The sequence below is a fragment of the Massilia sp. R2A-15 genome (genome assembly GCF_030704305.1).
Taxonomy (GTDB): Bacteria; Pseudomonadota; Gammaproteobacteria; order Burkholderiales; family Burkholderiaceae_D; genus JAFCUW01.
Window position 1 is genome coordinate 2,247,046 of sequence record NZ_CP131935.1, and the last position, 13,363, is coordinate 2,260,408.

At 68.1% G+C, this 13,363-nt stretch carries 10 protein-coding genes and 2 riboswitches; of the genes, 7 read left to right on the top strand and 3 right to left on the bottom strand.

Going from position 1 to position 13,363, the window contains the following annotated elements:
* Positions 1 to 61: 61 nt before the first annotated feature.
* On the bottom strand, positions 62 to 2,377 hold the full coding sequence (locus Q4S45_RS10270; protein ID WP_305511570.1) for a DUF1631 family protein: 2,316 nt from the start codon (positions 2,375 to 2,377) through the stop codon (positions 62 to 64).
* Between the two features lie 217 nt (positions 2,378 to 2,594).
* Between Q4S45_RS10270 and Q4S45_RS10275 the strand changes: the two genes are divergently transcribed.
* Entirely contained in the window at positions 2,595 to 3,938 is a 1,344-nt protein-coding gene (locus Q4S45_RS10275) for a methyl-accepting chemotaxis protein (RefSeq protein WP_305511572.1), read from the top strand.
* A gap of 182 nt (positions 3,939 to 4,120) precedes the next feature.
* On the top strand, positions 4,121 to 4,477 hold the full coding sequence (locus tag Q4S45_RS10280; protein WP_305511573.1) for a hypothetical protein: 357 nt from the start codon (positions 4,121 to 4,123) through the stop codon (positions 4,475 to 4,477).
* A 152-nt stretch (positions 4,478 to 4,629) separates the two neighbouring features.
* Here the strand turns inward: Q4S45_RS10280 and Q4S45_RS10285 are convergent, their stop codons facing one another.
* Positions 4,630 to 5,190, bottom strand: coding sequence for an ATP-dependent Clp protease proteolytic subunit (locus tag Q4S45_RS10285; RefSeq protein WP_305511574.1), 561 nt, complete (start codon positions 5,188 to 5,190; stop codon positions 4,630 to 4,632).
* A gap of 143 nt (positions 5,191 to 5,333) precedes the next feature.
* Positions 5,334 to 5,420, top strand: a riboswitch (glycine riboswitch).
* A 16-nt stretch (positions 5,421 to 5,436) separates the two neighbouring features.
* Positions 5,437 to 5,543, top strand: a riboswitch (glycine riboswitch).
* Between the two features lie 76 nt (positions 5,544 to 5,619).
* Between Q4S45_RS10285 and gcvT the strand changes: the two genes are divergently transcribed.
* The 3 genes from gcvT (at position 5,620) to gcvP (ending at position 10,151) form a co-directional block, all read left to right on the top strand.
* On the top strand, positions 5,620 to 6,744 hold the full coding sequence (gene gcvT, locus Q4S45_RS10290; RefSeq protein WP_305511576.1) for a glycine cleavage system aminomethyltransferase GcvT: 1,125 nt from the start codon (positions 5,620 to 5,622) through the stop codon (positions 6,742 to 6,744).
* 66 nt (positions 6,745 to 6,810) lie between these two features.
* On the top strand, positions 6,811 to 7,191 hold the full coding sequence (gcvH, locus tag Q4S45_RS10295) for a glycine cleavage system protein GcvH (RefSeq protein ID WP_305511578.1): 381 nt from the start codon (positions 6,811 to 6,813) through the stop codon (positions 7,189 to 7,191).
* 86 nt (positions 7,192 to 7,277) lie between these two features.
* Positions 7,278 to 10,151 carry an aminomethyl-transferring glycine dehydrogenase gene (gene gcvP / locus Q4S45_RS10300; protein ID WP_305511580.1) on the top strand — a complete coding sequence of 958 codons (2,874 nt, stop codon included), beginning with the start codon at positions 7,278 to 7,280 and terminating at the stop codon, positions 10,149 to 10,151.
* 3 nt (positions 10,152 to 10,154) lie between these two features.
* Here gcvP and Q4S45_RS10305 read toward each other — a convergent pair whose 3' ends face one another.
* Entirely contained in the window at positions 10,155 to 11,849 is a 1,695-nt protein-coding gene (locus tag Q4S45_RS10305) for a methyl-accepting chemotaxis protein (protein WP_305511582.1), read from the bottom strand.
* 185 nt (positions 11,850 to 12,034) lie between these two features.
* Here Q4S45_RS10305 and Q4S45_RS10310 point away from each other — a divergent pair, with 185 nt between their 5' ends.
* Both Q4S45_RS10310 and Q4S45_RS10315 read left to right on the top strand, forming a co-directional pair.
* Positions 12,035 to 12,373 (top strand): DUF6677 family protein, encoded by a 339-nt coding sequence (locus tag Q4S45_RS10310; protein ID WP_305511584.1) that lies wholly within the window; start codon positions 12,035 to 12,037, stop codon positions 12,371 to 12,373.
* Positions 12,374 to 12,405: 32 nt separating this feature from the next.
* A complete protein-coding gene (locus Q4S45_RS10315) occupies positions 12,406 to 13,359 on the top strand; it encodes a DUF3108 domain-containing protein (protein WP_305511586.1) in 954 nt (317 codons plus the stop codon).
* Positions 13,360 to 13,363: the final 4 nt, after the last annotated feature.

Below are 13,363 nucleotides of genomic sequence, written 5' to 3' on the forward strand. Positions count from 1 at the left end.
AAGAAATATAGCACGAGCAACAACCATTACGACAAGTAATTTGCGCCGCCGGCGCGCGAATTCAGGCGGCGGCGCCGGCCAGCGGATCGTTGACCGCCAGCCCCATCGCGTCGGCCAGGGCTCGCGCGACCACGCCGTCCTGGCGCACCACCCTCGCCTCCCCGGCGCGCCACGCTTCCGCCAGCTTCTCGACCGGCAGGGAAAAGGCTTCCTTGCGCGCCCCGGTGGAGAAGATGAACAACGAGCGCAGCGGGCTGACCCAGGCAAGCTTGACCGTCCGCACGCTGCCGTCGGCCTGGGCGAACTCCAGCCACATGCCGCGCTCGAGCCCGTCGATCGCGGCCAGCGCCGGATCGGCCTGGGCCTGCGCGGCAGCCGCGTCCTCGGCCGCGGCCAGCGCCTGCTCCTGGTCGATGCGCCGCTGCGCGTCCTGTTGCGCCACCTCGAGGGCGATCTCCAGCTGGCGCTCGGGCGAAAGCACGATCGGCGCGCGCACGATCGACGCGTGACACTCGGCCAGCTCGGCGAAGAAGCGCAGCCGGTCGGCGTCCTGCCACTTGATGATGTCGAGCCACTGGTTGAGCGTGGCCAGCAGGGCCGGCAGCCGTGCGATCAGCTGCCGGCGCTGTTCCTGGGTGATCTTCGGCCGCACGCTCCAGATCAGGTCGTCCATGGTGCGGGTGGCGCTGCCGACCGCGCCCGGCTTGTCGGCCTCAACGCTGTAGGCGATCGTCAGCACCGATGTCCACTTCTCTTCGAGGAAGGCCTCGACCACCGCCACCACGTCGCCGCCGCCAAGCCGCAAGGCGACGGCGTTGCGCGCGGACCTGGTGGCCGCGCTCAGCTTTTCCTGCTTCAGGGCGGCGGCGATCGGCGCCTCGATCGCAGCGGCCGCGGCGTTCTGCTCGCTTTCGAGGCTGGCCTCGAGTTCGGCCACCGCATCGGCGAAGGCGGCGGCGCCGTCGTCACGGCCGACCCGGTCGACGCCGCGCCGCATCGCCTGCAACAGCGGATCGTCGGCGCCGCCGCGCTGCTCCCAGCCCATGCGCGACATCAGGTCGATCATGCGGCGCGCCGGATGCTGCTCCTGGAAGAAGAATTCCTTGTCCAGCAAGGCGGCCTTGAGCACCGGCGCCTGCAGGTACTGGATCAGTTCGCGCGTCTCCTTCGGGATGGTCTCGTCGATGAACACGGTTTCGAAAATCCGCGCCAGCAGGTCGATGGTGCTTTCGTCGCCGCGCGACAGGCTGCCGCGCGGCAGGCTCTGCTTCAGCCGCGGCAGGTAGAACACGTCGCCCTGCGGCGCGGCGGCGGCCGGCTGCGGCGGCAAGCCGTGCCCGATTTTGACCAGCAGCTCGAGCAGGCCGGGTGGCGGCGCCACGGCCGGAGCGAACGCGCCCGGCTCGGCCCATCCGGCATGCGGGCCGGCGGAAGCGACCGGCGCCAAGGGCGCAGGCGCGATCGCCGGCGCCGGCGCGATCGCGGGCGCCGCCACGCCGCCGTGGAAGCCCGCGGCGCCGCTCGGCCTCCAGCCGCCGCTGCCCTGCGGCATGGACGGCAGGTCGGGAATCAGGGGAATGCCCGCCGCGACGCCGTCGCCAGGCGCCTCGCTGCTCCCGAAAAACTGGCGCAGCTGCTGCGCCAGCGCCGCCTGGCCGGAGGCGCGCTCGGCCCGCGCGCGCGCCGCGTTGTCGGTCTTGCGGATGCGCAGCGCGTCCGACTCGCCCTTGGCCGCGGCCAGCGACTGGTTCAGCGCTTCATACAGCGGCGCGAAATCGAACAGCACCAGCGGGCGCAGCAGCGGCGCCATCAGGCCGTGGGATTGCTGGTCCGGCTCAAACTCGGTCCAGGCCTGGTGCAGTGCGGTGAGGATCACATCGGGCCGGAACGGGTTCTGGGCCAGGCGCAGGGTGTCACGCCCGAGCAGGTAGCCGAGCCGCACGTTGAGCGTGGCGAGCAGTTCGGCGCAAGCGGCCTCGAACGGCCGGCTGATGCCGCCGAACGCCACGCTGCGGTCCATCTCGGCCAAGGGCACCAACGCCAGCTCGCCGGCCGCCCGGTCCAGCAGCTGCTTGCGGGTCGGCGCCAGCACGTCCACTTCCTTGCGCACGCCCTCCTCCAGCGCCGCGCTGGCCAGGTGGATATATGCGTAGCTGTTCGATTTGAGCAGGTTGCCCGACTTGACGCGTTGATACACGGTGTGGGCGTCGAGCGCGGGGTCGTCGACGTCGAGCAGCGCCGCCACCAGGCGCCCGCACAGCGCGGTCAGTTGTTCGTTGAGGTGGGCGATGGCGATGCCGGCCAGGTCGTCGAGCTGCGCGCGCGCGGCGGGGACGCCGGTCCGGGATGCCGCTTGCTGGTGGGGAGTCGTTGCCATGGATTGGTTTGCCTCGCTCGCGAAAAGACGGCGCATGCCCATTCTGGCACATTATTGCCGTATGGCAATAGTGAAAATACCATTTCGACGGTTTTTTTCGCCGCCTCATGATTTTCGCCACACTCGCGCCCGGCTTTTAGATTGACGCTACGCAATGGTCGCGGGCTGCGCTTTACTTACCATGTGGAATCCCGTCCGCTTGCACGAAGGAAAATCAATGAACTCGATCCGCCAGCTCGACACCCGCACCAAGCTGTTCGCCAGTTTCGCCATCGTGCTCTGCCTCGGCATCATGGTGGCGGGCTGGCTGCTGGGGCAACTTGCGCACATGAGCGACCTGGCGGCCCAGGCCGCCCACAAGCCCGGCGCGGCCGCCGCCGCGCTGGCGCGCGCCGAATTCGATGGCGCGTTCGCCTGGAGCATGGGCTTCCTGGCGCTGGAGCTCGCGTTCGGGGTGCTGCTGTGCTTCTGGCTGTCCGCCGAGGTGGCGCGGCCGGTGCACGAGGCCGTCGTGGTGGCGCGGCGCGTCGCCTCGGGGGACCTGAGCAACAAGGTCGACAAGAGCGCGCGCGGCGAAGCCGGCCTGCTGCTCAAGGCGATGCAGGAGATGAACGACAAGCTGGTGGGCATGATCATCGACGTGCGCGCCGGCACCGAGGCGCTCACTTGCGGCGCCGGCGAGATCTCGGCGGGCAGCCAGGACCTGTCGGCGCGCACCGAGCAGCAGGCCGCGTCGCTGGAAGAGACCGCCTCGTCGATGGAGGAACTGACCGCCACCGTCAAGCAGAACGCCGACCACGCCCACCAGGCCAGCAAGCTGGCCGTGTCGGCCTCGGAAGTGGCGGTCAAGGGCGGCGAAGTGGTGTCCGAAGTGGTCGGCACGATGGCCTCGATCAACGATTCGTCGAAGCGGATCGCCGAAATCATCGGCGTCATCGACGGCATCGCGTTCCAGACCAATATCCTGGCGCTCAACGCGGCGGTGGAAGCGGCGCGCGCCGGCGAACAGGGTCGCGGCTTCGCCGTCGTGGCTTCCGAAGTGCGCAACCTGGCCCAGCGCTCGGCCGCGGCGGCCAAGGAAATCAAGGCGCTGATCGACGACTCGGTGGAAAAAGTCAACGCCGGCACCCTGCTGGCCGACAAGGCGGGCAACACCATGAACGAGGTGGTCACCAGCGTCAAGCGGGTCACCGGCATCATCGGCGAGATCGCCGACGCCAGCGCCGAGCAGACCACCGGCATCGAACAGGTTAACCAGGCAATCGCGGCGATGGACCAGGCCACCCAGCAAAACGCCTCGCTGGTCGAGGAAGCGGCGGCGGCGGCGGCGTCGATGCGCGAACAGGCCGCCAGCCTGAACCGCGTGATCGGCGGCTTTACGCTCGCTACCGAGCACGCACGCCCGGCGGCCCAGGTCCACTTGCTGGCCAGCAAAGCGGCCGCGGCGCCGGCGGAACCGGCGCCTTCCCCGCGCAAGAACTCTGCCGTGCGGGCCGCGCCGCTGCGGGCCGCGCGCCGGGCCACGGTCGCCAAACCGGACGTGGACTGGGAGGAATTCTAAGCGAGCGCACGCTTGAAACCATTTCAATTTTGTAGGCGGATCTCCTACACTGGTTCAAGCGCTCTTCCGATACCGATCCTAAAGTGCGAAACCCATGATTGTGTTTCCGGAAACGCTAGCGAAAAACTATTTTCGCGTAGCAATCGGCGGCAAGTCATTTTCAACTTTGTAAAGGAATGAACATGAACAAGCAGAAAAAGATGCAGCAGCAGAAGGACCAGCAGAACCAGTCGCGCAGCCAGGGCGCCAGCCAGCAGAGCGCCAGCCAGCGTTCGGACAGCCAGCAGTCGGGATCGCAGGGCTCGGGCTCGCGTTCGGGCGGCCAGGGCGGCACCCACGAGCAGCACGTCGAGGCGGGCCGTCAAAGCCACAAGAACGACGCCAGCCGCCAGTCGGGTTCGCAGCAGTCGGGTTCGCAGCAGTCGGGGTCGCAGTCGGGCAGCCAGCAGTCGGCATCGCCTTCGGCCGGCACCCGCGGCGGCACCCCTGAGCAGCACGCCGCAGCCGGCCGCCAAAGCCACAAGAACGACAAGAAGTAAGCTCTGAGAAGCAGAGAGAGCCTGCCAGCGGCCACGCCGCCGGCAGGCTTTTTTCTTTGAGACGTGGTCTGGTCCTGCGGACCTGACCCCATTTTCGATTGACGCGCCGGTGTCAAAGATGGGGTCAGGTCCGCAGGACCAGACCCCGGCTATCAGATGTTGCTGAGGTGGGCGCCCTTGGGCGGGGCGAAGTCGCCGATCTCGGAAATCATGCCGGCGATCTTTGCGTCGCGCGCCGTCAGGTGCAGGTCGGAGTACTGGTGGATCGCCCACTGCTCCGGCGCCAGCTCGATGTGCTTGCGCAGGATCGACTCGGTGCGCGCATCGTCGGCGCGCAGGCCCTCGACGATGATGTTGAGCGCATCGGGCCGTGCGCCCGGCGAAGCCGTCGCGTGCGACTTGTGGACCATGAAGCGCGCAGTCTCGCTGGCGTAGCGGCGCGTGCCGCTCAGGTAGAGGATCACGGCGATCGAGGCCACCGCGCCGCCGTTGTACATGACGAATTCGACCGGCGCGTTGGACAGGAAGTTGTACAGGCACAGCCCGTCGCTGACGTAGCCGCCGTTCGACTGCACCAGAACGTGCGCCACGTCGATGCCCTCGTCGGTCATGTGCGACACCGCTTCGAACACCCGGTGCACCATATCGCTGTTGACGTCTCCCGAAAGGGTGTACCACGCTTCTTTTTTTTCCTTGGCTTGATCTTCGCTCATGGTCGTTTTACCCGCAAAGTGAATTCCTCATTCTAACAAATAGAGGTGCAGAAAGCCTTGCGCTGCCCCGCATTCGTGCGCGCCCCCGCCCTGCGCGCGGGCGCCGACAGGTTGACACTTCGGCCCTGCTGGCATATCCTCCACAGTCTTGATCGGGAGAGGGCAGCCACGCGCTGCCGCCGAAGGGGCATCACCCAAAAACTCTCAGGCAAAAGGACCGGTCAGGGGTCGGCGCTGCACAGCGCCGCACCACACTCTGGAGAGCGGCCGCGGCGCACAGCCGGCGGCCCACCGAAGGGGCAGGCGGATGCATTGTCCGCTATCTCTCAGGTACCAAGGACAGAGGGGCGCGATTCACCATCGGATTGGCTCGACACCGTCCCTTGCTGGTCGGCGGCCCTTTTTTGTTTACCTTGCCTCGAGGATTCCATGACGCTTCAAGCGACCCCGCTCAATTCCGCACACCGCGCCGCCGGCGCCAAGATGGTCGATTTCGGCGGCTGGGACATGCCCGTCAACTACGGTTCGCAGATCGAGGAACACCACGCCGTGCGCACCGACGTCGGCATGTTCGACGTGTCGCACATGTGCGTGGTCGATATCGAAGGCGCCAATGCGCGCTCGTTCCTGCGCGGCCTGCTGGCCAATAACGTCGACAAGCTGCAGGTGCCGGGCAAGGCCCTGTACTCGTGCATGCTCAATCCGCAGGGCTTCGTCATCGACGACCTGATCGTCTACTTCTTCCGCGAAGACTGGTTCCGCCTGGTCGTCAACGCCGGCACCGCGACCAAGGATATCGCCTGGATCAACGAGCAGAATGCGGCCACCGCCAGCGGCGTCACGATCACCCAACGCCGCGATGGCAGCGGAGCCGGCGCGATGGCGCTGATCGCCGTCCAGGGCCCGAACGCGCGCGCCAAGGTCTGGCAGGTGCTGCCGACCACGCAGGCCGCGTCCGAGCCGCTGAAACCGTTCAACGCCGTCATCGTCAAGGACACCGCGTTCGGCGAAGTGATGGTCGCGCGCACCGGTTACACCGGCGAAGACGGCTTCGAGCTGGCCTTCCCCGCCGACCAGGCCGAAGCGGCATGGAACGCGCTGGTCGCCGCCGGCGTCAAGCCCGCCGGCCTGGGCGCGCGCGACACGCTGCGCCTTGAAGCCGGCATGAACCTGTACGGCCAGGACATGGACGAAACCGTCAACCCGCTCGACGCCGGCCTCGCATGGACCATCGACCTGGTGTCCGAGCGCGACTTCGTCGGCAAGGCCGCGCTGATCGCGATGGGCCAGAAGTTCCAGTTCCTCGGCCTGATCCTGCGCGAAAAAGGCGGCGTGCTGCGCGCGCACCAGAAGGTCGTCTCGGCGTCCGGCAGCACCGGCGAAATCACCAGCGGCACCTTCAGCCCGAGCATGCAGCAGGCCATCGCGCTGGCGCGCGTGCCGATGGACGTGGCGATCGGCGACACCGTCAAGGTCGAAATCCGTGACAAGCAGCTGGCCGCCACCGTCGTGAAGCTGCCGTTCGTGCGAAACGGTAAAATCCTGGTTGCTTAACTGATTAACACCTGGGTCCGACCCCGCGGGTCAGACCCTAACCCCACTTACTTTGGAGCGAACAATATGAATATCCCAGCCGACCTGAAATACACCGAGTCCCACGAGTGGGTGCGCGCCGAAGCTGACGGCACCGTCACCGTCGGCATCACCGAGTACGCGCAGGACGCGCTGGGCGACATCGTGTTCGTCGAACTGCCGCAGGTCGGCAAGTCGTTCACCGCCGGCGACGACGCCGCGGTGGTCGAGTCGGTCAAGGCCGCCAGCGACATCTACGCGCCGCTGTCGGGCGAAGTCACCGCCGTCAACCAGGCCGTCGCCGACGCGCCCGAGTCGATCAACGCCGACGCCTACTCGGCATGGCTGTTCAAGCTGAAACCAAGCGACGCCAACGCGATCAACGGCCTGCTCGACGCCGGCGCCTACGGCAAGAACACCGCCGACTAATTTCCGGCAGTTCCCATCGCCCTCCTTCCCGACCCCGGCCACGGCGTTCGCGCGCCGTCGGCCAGCACTTTATTCTGGCCCATACAATGACCCGCACCAGCCTGACCCAACTTGAAGCACGCGACGCGTTCATCCCGCGCCACATCGGCCCATCCGAATCCGAGCAGGCGGCGATGCTGTCGACCCTCGGCTACGCATCGCGCGCCGCGCTGATCGACGCGATCGTTCCGCCAAACATCCGCAACAAGAGCAAGCTCGAACTGGGCCAGTTCTACGAGCCGATGACGGAACAGGCCGCGCTGGCCAAGCTGAAGGCGCTGGCGGGCCAGAACAAGGTCATGAAGTCGATGATCGGCCAGGGCTACTCGAACACCTTCACGCCGCCCGTCGTGCTGCGCAACATCTTCGAAAACCCGGCCTGGTACACCGCCTACACGCCGTACCAGCCGGAGATCTCGCAGGGCCGCCTGGAAGCGATCCTGAACTTCCAGCAGACCGTGACCGACCTGACCGGCATGGGCATCGCCAACTCGTCGATGCTCGACGAAGGCACTGCCGCCGCCGAGGCGATGACGCTGATCCAGCGCGTCGGCAAGTCGAAGTCGCAGGTGTTCTACGTGGCCGACGACGTGCTGCCGCAGACCCGCGAAGTGGTCGAGACGCGCGCCAAACCGCTCGGCATCGAAGTGCGCACCGTCGCCGCGGCCGATATCGAAACGCTCAATGAAGCCTGCTTCGGCGTGCTGCTGCAGTACCCTGGCGTGAACGGCGAAGTGCGCGACTACCGCGCCGCCTGCGAACACCTGCACGCCGCCGGCGCGATGGTCATCGCCGCCGCCGACCTGCTGGCGCTGACGCTGCTCACGCCTCCGGGCGAATGGGGCGCCGACGTGGTGGTGGGTAACAGCCAGCGCTTCGGCGTGCCGCTCGGTTTCGGCGGCCCGCACGCCGGCTACCTGGCCACCCGCGACGAATTCAAGCGCAGCATGCCGGGCCGCCTGGTCGGCGTGACCATCGATGCGCAGGGCAACAAGGCCTACCGCCTGGCCCTGCAAACGCGCGAGCAGCACATCCGCCGCGAAAAAGCGACCTCGAACATCTGCACCGCGCAGGTGCTGCTGGCCGTGATGGCGTCGATGTACGCCGTCTACCACGGCCCCGCGGGCCTGAAGCAGATCGCCACCCGCACCCACCGCTTCACCAGCATCCTGGCCGCTTCGCTCAAGGGCGCCGGCTACACCCTGGCCAACGCCACCTGGTTCGACACCCTGACGGTCGCCACCGACCGCGCCGCGGCGATCCACACGGCCGCCGTCGAACATGGCGTCAACCTGCGCAAGGTCGATAACGGCCACGTCGGCATCTCGCTCGACGAGACCACCACGCGCGAAGACATCGCCCTGCTGTGCAAGATCTTCGGCGTGGACGCTGCGCCCGACTTCGACGCCATCGGCGACGACGCCTTCCCCGCGCAGCTGGCGCGCACCAGCGCCTACCTGACCCACCCGACCTTCCACCGCTACCACGCCGAGCACGAGATGCTGCGCTACCTGCGCAGCCTGGCCGACAAGGACCTGGCGCTGGACCGCACCATGATCCCGCTCGGTTCCTGCACGATGAAGCTGAACGCGACCTCGGAAATGATCCCGGTGACCTGGCCCGAGTTCTCGAACATCCATCCGTTCGCGCCGGACGCGCAGACGGTCGGCTACCGCGAAATGATCGGCCAGCTGGAAGACATGCTGTGCGCGCTGACCGGCTACGCCGCCGTGTCGCTGCAGCCGAACGCCGGCTCGCAGGGCGAATACGCCGGCCTGCTGGTGATCAAGGCCTACCACGAGTCGCGCGGCGAAGGCCACCGCAACATCTGCCTGATCCCGTCGTCGGCCCACGGCACCAACCCGGCGTCGGCCAACATGGTCGGCATGCAGGTGGTCGTCACCGCCTGCGACGCGCGCGGCAACGTCGACCTGGCCGACCTGAAGGCCAAGGCGGAACTGCACAGCAAGAACCTGGCGTGCGTAATGGTGACCTACCCATCGACCCACGGCGTGTTCGAGGAAGGCATCGACGAACTGTGCGAAGTGATCCACTCGCACGGCGGCCAGGTGTACATCGACGGCGCCAACATGAACGCGCTGGTCGGCGTGGCAGCTCCCGGCGCGTTTGGCGGCGACGTATCGCACCTGAACCTGCACAAGACCTTCTGCATCCCGCACGGCGGCGGCGGTCCTGGCGTCGGCCCGATCGGCGTCGGCGCGCACCTGGCCAAGTTCCTGCCGAACCAGCGTTCGACTGGCTACACCCGTGATGAAGCCGGCATCGGCGCCGTCAGCGCGGCGCCGTTCGGCTCGGCCTCGATCCTGCCGATCTCGTGGATGTACATCGCGATGATGGGCGGCGCCGGCCTGACCGCGGCGACCGAGACGGCGATCCTGAACGCGAACTACATCGCGCGCCGCCTGGCGCCGCACTATCCGGTGCTGTATTCGGGCCACGACGGCCTGGTCGCCCACGAGTGCATCATCGACCTGCGCCCGCTGCAGGACGCCACCGGCATCAGCAACGAAGATGTCGCCAAGCGCCTGATGGACTTCGGCTTCCACGCGCCGACCATGAGCTTCCCGGTCCCGGGCACGCTGATGATCGAGCCGACCGAGAGCGAATCGAAGGTCGAAATCGACCGCTTCATCGAGGCGATGATCGCGATCCACGCCGAGATCGTCAAGGTCGAGCGCGGCGAGTACGACCGCATGGACAACCCGCTAAAGGGCGCGCCGCACACCGCCGAAGTGGTCATGGCCGACGACTGGCAGCACAAGTACACGCGCGAGCAGGCGGCCTTCCCGGTCGCTTCGCTGCGGCGCCAGAAGTACTGGCCGCCGGTCGGCCGCGCCGACAACGTGTACGGCGACCGCAACCTGTTCTGCGGCTGCGCGCCGATCAGCGACTACGAGTAATCCTCATGCTCGCTTGGACGCGAGCCGCAGGTGCGGCCTGCGTCCTACCGCCCCGGCCCGCACGGCCGGCGGCAGCGGCAGCAGCGCCGCATCGTCGAGGGAAAATCCGGCGACGGCGCGCGCCAGGCTCACGGCCTGGCGCTGCAGGCTTTCTGCCGCCGCCGCGGCCTCGGTGACCAACGCCGAGTTCTGCTGCGTCATCTGATCCATCTGCACGATCGCCTGGCTCACTTCCAGGATGCCGGTCGCCTGTTCGGCGCTGGCGTGGCTGATCGCGCTGATGATCGAACCCACCTGCTGCACCGACGTGGCAATGTCGGCCATGCTGTGCCCCGCCTCCTGCACCGACGCGCTGCCGCCATCGATCTCCGCCACCGACAGCGCCACCAGTTCCCTGATCTCGCGCGCCGCCGTCGCCGCTTCCTGCGCCAGCGTGCGCACTTCCGACGCTACCTGGGCGAAGCCGCGCCCGTGGTCGCCCGCGCGCCCGGCCTCCACCGCCGCGTTCAGCGCCAGCATGCCGGTCTCGTTGGCGATGCGGTCGATGCGGCAGGCGATGGTCGCCACCTTGGCCGAGCTGCCCTTGATCGAGCGCATGGTGCCGACCAGGCGCTCGACCAGGTCGCTGCCGCGCGTGGCCACGTTCGATGCGCTAGCGGCCAGCTGGTTGGCCACCTGGGCGCTGCGGGCGTTCTGGCTCACCACGGCGTTGAGCTCCTCCATCGAGCTGGCGGTCTGCTGCAGCGAGCAGGCCTGCGCCTCGGTGCGGCTCGACAGGTCGGCGTTCCCGCGCGCCATCTGGCGCGAGGCGCTGTCGATCGAGCGCGCCGCTTCGAAGATGCCCTTGAGCGTCGCGTTCAGGTTGCGGATGCTGGTGTCGAGCACGCGCGAGGTTTCGGAGATTTCATCGTTGCCGTAGCGGCGTTCGCGCACCAGCAGGTTGCCGCTGGCCAGATCCACCGCGGCGTCGCCGATATCGGTGATCTCGCGCAGCAGCGAGCGCCGCACCGCCATCGTGATCGCCAGCGACAGCGCGATCGACAGCGCTACCACCAGCGGCATCACCGCCGCCATGACGCGGAAATCGGCGGCGGCGCTGTCCGACGCCTGTTCGCTCAACTCCTGCTCGAGGCGCGACAGCTCGCCCAGGCGCAGCGCCACCACCTCGAACGCGCGCTCGGCCTTGGACATCGCGCTGGTGCTGGTGGACTGGTCGGGCCGGGCCAGGTCGATCACGTCGCGCACCGCCTTCAGGTAGGCCATGTGGGCGGCGTTGGCCTGCTCCACCAGGCGCCGCTCGACGCTGCCGCGCTCGGTCACGGCGGCCAGCGCGGCGAACTGGCGCCCGATGCCGGCGTGGCGCTGGTTGATGTCGCGCGCCAGCGCGTCCACGCGCGCCGCCGAAAAACTGGCGCTCATCCAGGAAAGCAGCTGGTAGATCTCGGTGTGGGCGTGCTGGGCCGCCTGCACCAGGCTGGCGGTGTCGCGCAGGTGGGCCGCGCGCTGCTGCACGATGGTGTCGAGCGAGCGGTTCTGGCGCACCATCGCATAATAGGCGCCGGCCGACAGCATGATCAGCAGCAGCAGCACGGCGCCCGGCGCGAGCAGCAATTTGGGGCCGATGCGCAGCTTCGACAGCATCTCCTGGCAGCTTCCAGGCAGGCGAGCGAGGCGGCCCGGGGCAAACTGGATCTTCAAGATATCACCTCCCGGTTCAGCGAATCGGCGCGCGCCCGAGTTCGCGCGCGGGTATGATGGCGGTCATGGTGTCTGATGTGCGTATGCAATATTTCCAACACGCACAGGCCAATTTACCCCCATCGCGCCCGGCCGGTTTGCGCGCCGTCAAGGCGGGCCGGGCGCCGGCAAAAAAGAGGAAATGGATGAATCGATCGGTCATTGCCGCGCTGCTGTCGGCCCTGGTGTTTCCCGGCGCCGGGCATTTCTACCTCAAGCGCCCGGCGCGCGCGCTGGCCTTCCTGCTGCCCGCCGCGGCGGCGGTGCTGTATTTTCTCGGGAAGGTGGCCGGCCAGGTCAGCGAGATGGTCGGCCTGGTGCAGTCGGGCGCCCTGGCGTTCGATCCGGTGGCGATCGGCGCCCGGCTGGAGCACAGCGGCATCGATTCGCCCATGATGACGATGGCGATCTGGGTGATGATCGCGTGCTGGATCGGCGCCATCGTCGACGCCGCGCTGCTCGGGCGCCCCGCCAGGCCGACGTGACAAGCCTTGAGCGTGGCGGCTACACTAGCGCCATGAAAATCTTCGGGCTCATCGCGCGCGAGAAGCGCCTGCTGGCGCTGTGCGCAGCATCGGCGCTGCTCCACGCCGCGGTGCTGCTGTTCGGCCGTGTCGACCTGCGCGGCAGCCCTGCGGCGCCGGCCGCCCTGTCGGTCAGGCTGCAAGCCGCACCCGCGCCGTCCCCGCCAGCGCCACATGCGCCCCCTCCTCCGATCCGATCGACCGGCTCCGCGCCGGCGCCGATTACGCCCGCTCCGGCCGCCGCGCCCTCGGCCGCCGGCTGGAGCGCTGTGCCGGACAACGACGACAGCGCGGCCCAGCACGTGCCCGGGCGCCAGGCGGTGCAGCTGCCCCCGAGCGCATTGCTGGCGTACGCGGTGACCCGCAGCGCGCCCGGCCAGGCGCCCGCCGCGGCAGGCGCCGCGCAGCTCGAATGGCGTGTCACGCAAAGCGATTACCAGATGTCGATGCAGGGGGTGACCGGCACGCTGCAAAGCCGCGGCCAGCTGACCGACGCCGGCTTCGCGCCGCTGGAGGCGCGCGAAATCAGCGGCAGCGGCGGGACCGACGCGGTGACCGCCTTCGACTGGGCTAAATCGCAGGTGCGCTTCGCGCGCGGCGCCGGAAACCTTGCCGGCGACGGCCAGGACCGGGCCTCGGTGCTGATGCTGCTGTCCGGGATCGGGCTGGCTGAACCGATGCAGGTGAAGGATGTGATGGAGTTCTTTGTCGCCGGCAGCGGCGCGGCGGGTACGGTGCGCTTCCAGGTCGTCGGACCCGAAAACCTCGACACGCCGCTCGGCGAAATCGCCAGCGTGCACCTGATGCAGTTGGTGCAGCCCGGCCAGGCCAGGCTCGATGTATGGCTGGCGCCGGGCCATTCCTGGTATCCGGTGCAGCTGCGCGTGAGCGCGCCCGACGGCAGCGCCAGCACGCAATCGATTACCTCGATTACGCCGCTGCGCTGAAAAA

Coding starts and splice junctions, on each gene's coding strand:
- Q4S45_RS10315 (WP_305511586.1), top strand. CDS start 12,406: ATGAAAATCTTCGGGCTCATCGCGCGCGAGAAGCGCCTGCTGGCGCTG.
- Q4S45_RS10285 (WP_305511574.1), bottom strand. CDS start 5,190: ATGAGCGAAGATCAAGCCAAGGAAAAAAAAGAAGCGTGGTACACCCTT.
- gcvT (WP_305511576.1), top strand. CDS start 5,620: ATGACGCTTCAAGCGACCCCGCTCAATTCCGCACACCGCGCCGCCGGC.
- Q4S45_RS10275 (WP_305511572.1), top strand. CDS start 2,595: ATGAACTCGATCCGCCAGCTCGACACCCGCACCAAGCTGTTCGCCAGT.
- Q4S45_RS10280 (WP_305511573.1), top strand. CDS start 4,121: ATGAACAAGCAGAAAAAGATGCAGCAGCAGAAGGACCAGCAGAACCAG.
- Q4S45_RS10270 (WP_305511570.1), bottom strand. CDS start 2,377: ATGGCAACGACTCCCCACCAGCAAGCGGCATCCCGGACCGGCGTCCCC.
- Q4S45_RS10310 (WP_305511584.1), top strand. CDS start 12,035: ATGAATCGATCGGTCATTGCCGCGCTGCTGTCGGCCCTGGTGTTTCCC.
- gcvH (WP_305511578.1), top strand. CDS start 6,811: ATGAATATCCCAGCCGACCTGAAATACACCGAGTCCCACGAGTGGGTG.
- gcvP (WP_305511580.1), top strand. CDS start 7,278: ATGACCCGCACCAGCCTGACCCAACTTGAAGCACGCGACGCGTTCATC.